The 6,459-nt window shown below is 69.2% G+C and carries 4 protein-coding genes and 1 pseudogene; 4 read left to right on the forward strand and 1 reads right to left on the reverse strand.

The window, feature by feature from the left end:
• The 3 genes and pseudogenes from NQ160_RS16190 to NQ160_RS16200 form a co-directional block, all read left to right on the forward strand.
• Window positions 1-773, forward strand: a pseudogene (locus NQ160_RS16190) (glutamine synthetase); the annotation flags it as partial.
• A gap of 12 nt (window positions 774-785) precedes the next feature.
• A complete protein-coding gene (locus NQ160_RS16195) occupies window positions 786-3,785 on the forward strand; it encodes a bifunctional [glutamine synthetase] adenylyltransferase/[glutamine synthetase]-adenylyl-L-tyrosine phosphorylase (RefSeq protein ID WP_257516199.1) in 3,000 nt (999 codons plus the stop codon).
• Window positions 3,786-3,842: 57 nt separating this feature from the next.
• Window positions 3,843-4,337 carry a GNAT family N-acetyltransferase gene (locus NQ160_RS16200; protein WP_257516202.1) on the forward strand — a complete coding sequence of 165 codons (495 nt, stop codon included), beginning with the start codon at window positions 3,843-3,845 and terminating at the stop codon, window positions 4,335-4,337.
• 277 nt (window positions 4,338-4,614) lie between these two features.
• On the opposite strand, the gene glnA is transcribed toward NQ160_RS16200, so the two are convergent.
• Window positions 4,615-6,039, reverse strand: coding sequence for a type I glutamate--ammonia ligase (glnA, locus tag NQ160_RS16205; protein ID WP_257516200.1), 1,425 nt, complete (start codon window positions 6,037-6,039; stop codon window positions 4,615-4,617).
• A gap of 130 nt (window positions 6,040-6,169) precedes the next feature.
• Here glnA and NQ160_RS16210 point away from each other — a divergent pair.
• Window positions 6,170-6,459: RDD family protein (locus NQ160_RS16210; protein WP_257516201.1), on the forward strand; the 290-nt coding region annotated here is incomplete at its 3' end.

Raw genomic sequence — 6,459 nt, forward strand, 5'->3', positions numbered from 1 at the left:
GTCCCGGTCAGAACGAGATCGATCTGCGGTACGCAGACGCCCTGGCGACCGCTGACAACATCATGACGTTCCGCACCGTGATCAAAGAGGTGGCCATCGAGCAGGGCGTGTATGCCACGTTCATGCCCAAGCCCCTCAGCGGCAAGCCGGGCAGCGGCATGCACACGCACATGTCGCTCTTCGAGGGCGACACGAACGCGTTCTACGAAGCCGGCGCGCAGTACCAGCTGTCCAAGACAGGCCGTCACTTCATCGCGGGCCTGCTGCACCACGCACCCGAGATCGCGGCGGTGACCAACCAGTTCGTCAACTCGTACAAGCGCCTGTGGGGCGGCGACGAGGCTCCGAGCTTCATCTGCTGGGGCCACAACAACCGCTCCGCGCTGGTGCGCGTGCCCATGTACAAGCCCAACAAGGGGCAGTCTTCGCGTGTGGAGTACCGCGGCATCGACTCGGCGGCGAACCCCTACCTCGCCTACGCGCTGCTGCTGGCAGCGGGGCTCAAGGGAATCGAAGAGGGATACGAGCTGCCCCCCGAGGCGGAGGACAACGTCTGGTCGCTCACCGACGCCGAGCGCCGTGCCCTCGGCTACCCGCCGCTGCCTGCCAGCCTCGACCGGGCGCTCGAGCGCATGGAGGATTCGGAACTCGTCGCCGAGACGCTGGGCGAGACGGTGTTCAACTACGTGCTGCTCAACAAGCGGCGCGAGTGGCAGGAGTACCGCTCCCAGGTGACGCCCTTCGAGCTGAAGAGCAATCTGGAGATGCTCTAAAACCCCGCGCCCATGTCCACGAGCGAACGGTCGTCGGCTCTCACCGCTCTGGCGCGACAGGGGTTCACCCGTCTCGCCGAAGCGGATCAGCTCTTCGGTGAGCTGGAGGAGTGCCTCGGCCTGAGCCGGGCCCAGATCGGCGCGGACGCCGAGATCGCGGCCGACCCGAACGGCGCGCTCGACGCTCTGGCCCGCATCGCACGACGCGACCCCGAGCCGGTGCGCGCGCTCTTCGCCCCGCGCGGCGCGGCGCGATCCGCCTGGACCCTGCTGGGCGCCTCGACGGGGTTCGGCCAGTTCTACCTGCGGCATCCGGGGGAACTCGCGCACCTGCCGGTGACCGCCGAGGTGCTTCCCACCGCGACGGAGCTGCGGCAGAGCCTGCTGCAGTCGGTGGATGCGGTGGACGGGTTCGCCGCGGCGGGCGACGAGGCGGCGTGGGTCGCCCTGCGCGTGCGCTACCGGCGCATGCTCGCGCGCATCGCCGTGTACGACCTGTGCAGCCCCGCGCCCGAAGAGGTGCTCGCCCCGGTCGCCGCAGCGCTGGCGGATGCCGCGGGTGCGGCCTTGGAAGCATCGCTGTGCGTGGCGCGCACCCGGGTGACGGGGCCGACCGGTCCCGGGTTGTTCTCGCGGGAGCACGTGGCGGCGACGCAGCTGGCGATCATCGGAATGGGCAAAGCCGGGGCCCGCGAGCTCAACTACGTCAGCGACGTCGACGTGATCTTCGTCGGCGACGGTGATGACACCGTCGTGTCGGACCTCGGCGAGGGCCGCGTGATCGACATCGCGACGCGGCTGGCGGTGCTGACCATGCGCGGCGTCTCCAGCGTCGAGACGGAGCCGCCGCTGTGGGAGGTTGACGCGAACCTGCGCCCCGAGGGCACGCAGGGCGCGCTCGTGCGCACCCTCGACTCGCACCTGGCGTACTACGACCGGTGGGCCAAGAGCTGGGAGTTCCAGGCGCTGCTCAAGGCACGGCCCCTCGCCGGCGACGCCGACCTCGGCGCGCGCTACGTCGCCGCGGTGCAGCCGAAGATCTGGACGAGCGCCGCGCGGGAGAACTTCGTCGACAGCGTGCAGCGCATGCGCGAGCGCGTGACCGAGCACATTCCGGCGGACGACGTCCCGTACCAGCTGAAGCTCGGCCCCGGCGGCATCCGCGACATCGAGTTCACGGTGCAGCTGCTGCAGCTGGTGCACGGGCTCGCCGACGAAGCGATTCGGCAGCGGGGCACCCTCGACGCCCTCGACGCGCTGGTGGCCGAGGGCTACATCGCGCGCACCGACGCGGGCGTGTTCGGCCGCGACTACCGCATCCTGCGGGTGCTGGAGCATCGACTGCAGCTGCGTGGACTGAGTCGCACCCACCTCATGCCCCGCACGCCCGAGGGCCTGCGCGAGCTCGCCCGCGCCTCGCGCCTGGCCGAAACCGGCGACGCGGTCTGGACCCTCTGGGAATCCGTCAAGCGCGAGGTGCGGGAGATCCACGTGCGGCTGTTCTACAAGCCGCTGCTGTCGGCCGTGGCGGCACTCCCCGCCGAAGAGCAGAGGCTGTCGCCCGCGCAGGCGCACGATCGGCTCGCTGCGATCGGTTTCCGTGATCCCGCGGGCGCCCTCCGTCACATCGGAGCGCTCACCAGCGGCATCAGCCGCAAGGCCGCCATCCAGCGGCACCTCATCCCCGTCATGCTGCGCTGGTTCGCCGACGGCGTCGATCCGGACTATGGCCTCCTCGCCTTCCGCCGCATCAGCGAGCGACTGGGGGACACCCCCTGGTTCCTGCGCATGCTGCGGGATTCGTCGGGCGCGGCCGAACGCCTCACCCACGTGCTGTCGGGCTCGCGCTACGTCGGCGAGCTGATGGAGTGGATTCCCGAGTCGGTGGCCTGGCTCGATTCCGGCGAGCAGCTGCGCCCGCGCGCGGGTGTGGTGCTCGAAGAAGAGGCGCGGGCGATACAGGCCCGGCACCGCACCATCGAAGATGCCATGCGCGCCGTGCGGGCGCTGCGCCGCAGGGAGTTGCTGCGCCTGGCAATGGCATCCATGCTCGAGGATCTGTCGATCGAGCAGATCGCCCACGCGTTGACGACCGTCACCGAGGTCACGATCCAGGCGACGCTGCGGGCGGTGCGCCGCGAGGTCGTGCCGCCCGAAGACGACGAGCTGGACTTCTCGGTCATCGCGATGGGCAGATTCGGCGGCGCGGAGCTCGGCTTCGGGTCGGATGCCGATGTCCTCTACGTCTACCGCGCCAACGGCGTCGACCCGCAGCGGGCGCACGAGCTGGCGCTGAAGCTCGTGGCGGGTCTGCGCGCCCACTCCGAGGACAACCGGGTTCCGCTGGACCTCGACGCCGACCTCCGCCCGGAGGGGCGCAACGGCCCGCTCGTGCGCTCGCTCGAGGCGTATGAGGAGTACTACCGCCGCTGGTCGGTGTCGTGGGAGGCGCAGGCTCTGCTGCGCGCACGCGGTGTGGCCGGCAGCGTGAAGCTCATCGCCGCCTTCACCGAGATGGCCGATGCGGTGCGTTATCGGGCATCCGTCGATCAGCAGGCGGTGCGGGAGATCAAACGCATCAAGGCCCGCGTCGAGAACGAGCGTCTGCCGCAGGGCGCTGACCGATCCCGGCACCTCAAGCTCGGCCCCGGGTCGCTCAGCGACGTGGAGTGGCTGGTGCAGCTGCTGCAGCTGCAGCACGGGCACGAGATCGCAGGGCTGCGCACCACCTCGACGATGACGGCGCTGGCCGCCGCCGTGGAGGCCGGTCTCGTGCCGCAGGCCGCGGCCGAGCGTCTCGCCCACGCGTGGCGATTGGCCAGCCGGTTGCGGTCGGCCAACACCCTGCTGTCGGGTCAGACGAGTGACATCCTGCCCACCGACCGCCGGCGGCTGGACGGCATCGGGCGGCTGCTGGAGTATCCGCCCCGCTCGGCGACACAGGTCGAAGAGGATTACCTCGGCGCCGCCCGCCGTGCCCGGCGCGTGTTCGAGAAGCTCTTCTACGGCTGAGTGGGGATCATGAACGCAGCACGGGAGTCGGGTGGGTCCGTGACGACGATCCGCGCCATGACACCGGGGGACTGGCCCGAGGTGGCGGAGATCTATCGCGAGGGCATCGAGGACGGCGAGGCGACGTTCGAGACCCGTGTGCCGTCATGGCACGACTTCGACGCCGGAAAGCTGCCCGAGATGCGTCTGGTCGCCGTGGACGACGACGGCCGAGTGCTCGGCTGGGCCGCGGCGGCGCCCGTGTCGGCGCGTGAGGCGTACCGCGGGGTCGTCGAGCACTCCGTCTACGTCCTGCGCGCCGCCCGCGCGCGCGGCGTAGGCCGCTTGCTGCTCAGCGCGTTCATCGACGCCGCCGAGGCAGCGGGCGTCTGGACGATCCAGGCCAGCGTCTTCCCCGAGAACGCCGCGAGCCTGCGCCTGCACGAAGCGGCCGGGTTCCGCATCGTGGGTCGCCGCGAACGCATCGCGCGCGCCGGTGCCGGCCGGCACACCGGCAGCTGGCGTGACACCGTGCTCATCGAGCGGCGCAGCGCCCGCAACGGCATCCGCTGAGCTCCCGCCGACGGTGTCGCTGGAGACGCCACAACGCGCGTGCGCGAGCGTGGCCTGCGCATGCTCCCTCGAGGTGCCGCAGCCCGACGCGCACACCGTCGCCGATCCGGGTCGCCCGGCGGCGAAAACCTGACCGGAGAGGCCGCCCAGGCGGGAGATTGCCGACGTTGTGCACAGCGACGACCCAGGACCCGTCCCCACCCGCCCGTGATGCCGCCGCAGACAGCAGAAACCCCCCGGGCCGTGACCCGGAGGGGCTCCTGTGTGCGCTGGTGCGTCAGACGCCGAAGTACAGCTCGTACTCGAACGGGTGCGGGCGGGCCGCGATCGGCTTGATCTCGTTCTCGATCTTGTACTCGATCCACGTCTCGATGAGCTCGGGCGTGAACACGTTGCCGCGCGTGAGGAACTCGTGGTCGGCACGCAGCGCCTCGAGCGAGTCGAGCAGCGAGTTCGGCACCTGCGGGATGTTCTTGGCCTCCTCGGGCGGCAGCTCGTAGAGGTCCTTGTCGACGGGCTCGTGCGGCTCGATGCGGTTCTGGATGCCGTCCAGGCCCGCCATCAGCTGCGCCGCGAAGGCGAGGTAGGGGTTGCCCGAGGCGTCCGGCGCACGGAACTCGACACGCTTGGCCTTGGGGTTCGAGCCCGTGATCGGGATGCGGATGGCAGCCGAGCGGTTGCCGGCCGAGTAGACCAGGTTGACCGGCGCCTCGTAGCCCTTGACCAGACGCTTGTAGGAGTTCAGCGTCGGGTTGGTGAACGCCAGCAGCGCGGGTGCGTGCGCCAGGATGCCGCCGATGTACCACCGGGCGAGGTCCGAGAGCTGTGCGTAGCCCTTCTCGTCGTAGAAGAGCGGCTTGCCCTCGAGCCACAGCGACTGGTGCGTGTGCATGCCCGAGCCGTTGTCGCCGAAGAGGGGCTTGGGCATGAAGGTCGCGACCTTGCCCCACTCGAGCGCGGTGTTCTTGACGATGTACTTGAACTTCAGGATGTCGTCGGCCGCGTGCACCATCGTGTCGAAGCGGTAGTTGATCTCCGCCTGACCGCCGGTGCCCACCTCGTGGTGCGAGCGCTCCAGGTGAAGGCCCGAGTCGATCAGCCGCAGGCAGATGTCGTCACGCAGGTCGGCCTGCTTGTCGACGGGGCTGACGGGGAAGTAGCCGCCCTTGTAGGGCGTCTTGTTGGCGAGGTTGCCGCCCTCTTCGACGCGACCGGAGTTCCAGGCCCCCTCCTCGGAGTCGACGTGGTAGAAGCTCGAGTTCTGCTTCACCTCGTAGCGCACGTCGTCGAAGATGTAGAACTCCGCCTCGGGCGCGAAGAACGCGGTGTCGGCGATGCCGGTGGAGGCGAGGTACTTCTCGGCCTTCTTGGCGACCTGACGGGGGTCCTTGGCGTAGATCTCGCCGTTGCGCGGGTTGTAGATGTCGAAGATCATGATCAGCGTCTTCGCCTCGCGGAACGGGTCGAGGTACGCCGTCGACACATCCGGGATCAGCTGCATGTCGGATTCGTGGATGTTCGCGAAGCCGCGGATCGACGATCCGTCGAACAGCTGGCCGACGGTGAAGAACTCCTCGTCGACCGTGGATGCGGGGATGTTGAAGTGCTGCTGGACACCGGGAAGATCCGTGAAACGGATGTCGAGGAACTTGACGTCCTCGTCCTGGATGAACTTCAGCACCTCTGATGAATCACGGAACATGCGCTCTCCAAAGGTGGGGCTTGTGTCGGGACCCGTCGGGACGGGCACTATCGAACCTATCCCGAGGGGGTTGCCCTGCAGTATCTCCCGTGTTTCGGGCGTGTTACGTGGAGCCGGTTAGGCTTGATACGTGCCCGAAACGCCTGTCGACAACGTCTATCCCGGCGAGCGGCTGGGTCTTCCCGCCGACGGACCGGGGAGTATCGCCCCGCTGGGGCGTCGCGTCGGAGCGCTCTTCATCGACTACACGAGCGCCTACATCATCGCCATCGCGATCACGCTCGCCACGTCGGGGGACTACTCCGCGCCACCCCTGCTGATCCTGTCGATCTTCGCGGTTCTGCAGGTGCTGTTCATCCCCACGCTCGGCGGCAGCCCGGGGCACCGCCTGCTCGGCATGCGGGTGAACCTCGCCACCGG

This window comes from Microbacterium sp. zg.Y909, from assembly GCF_024626565.1.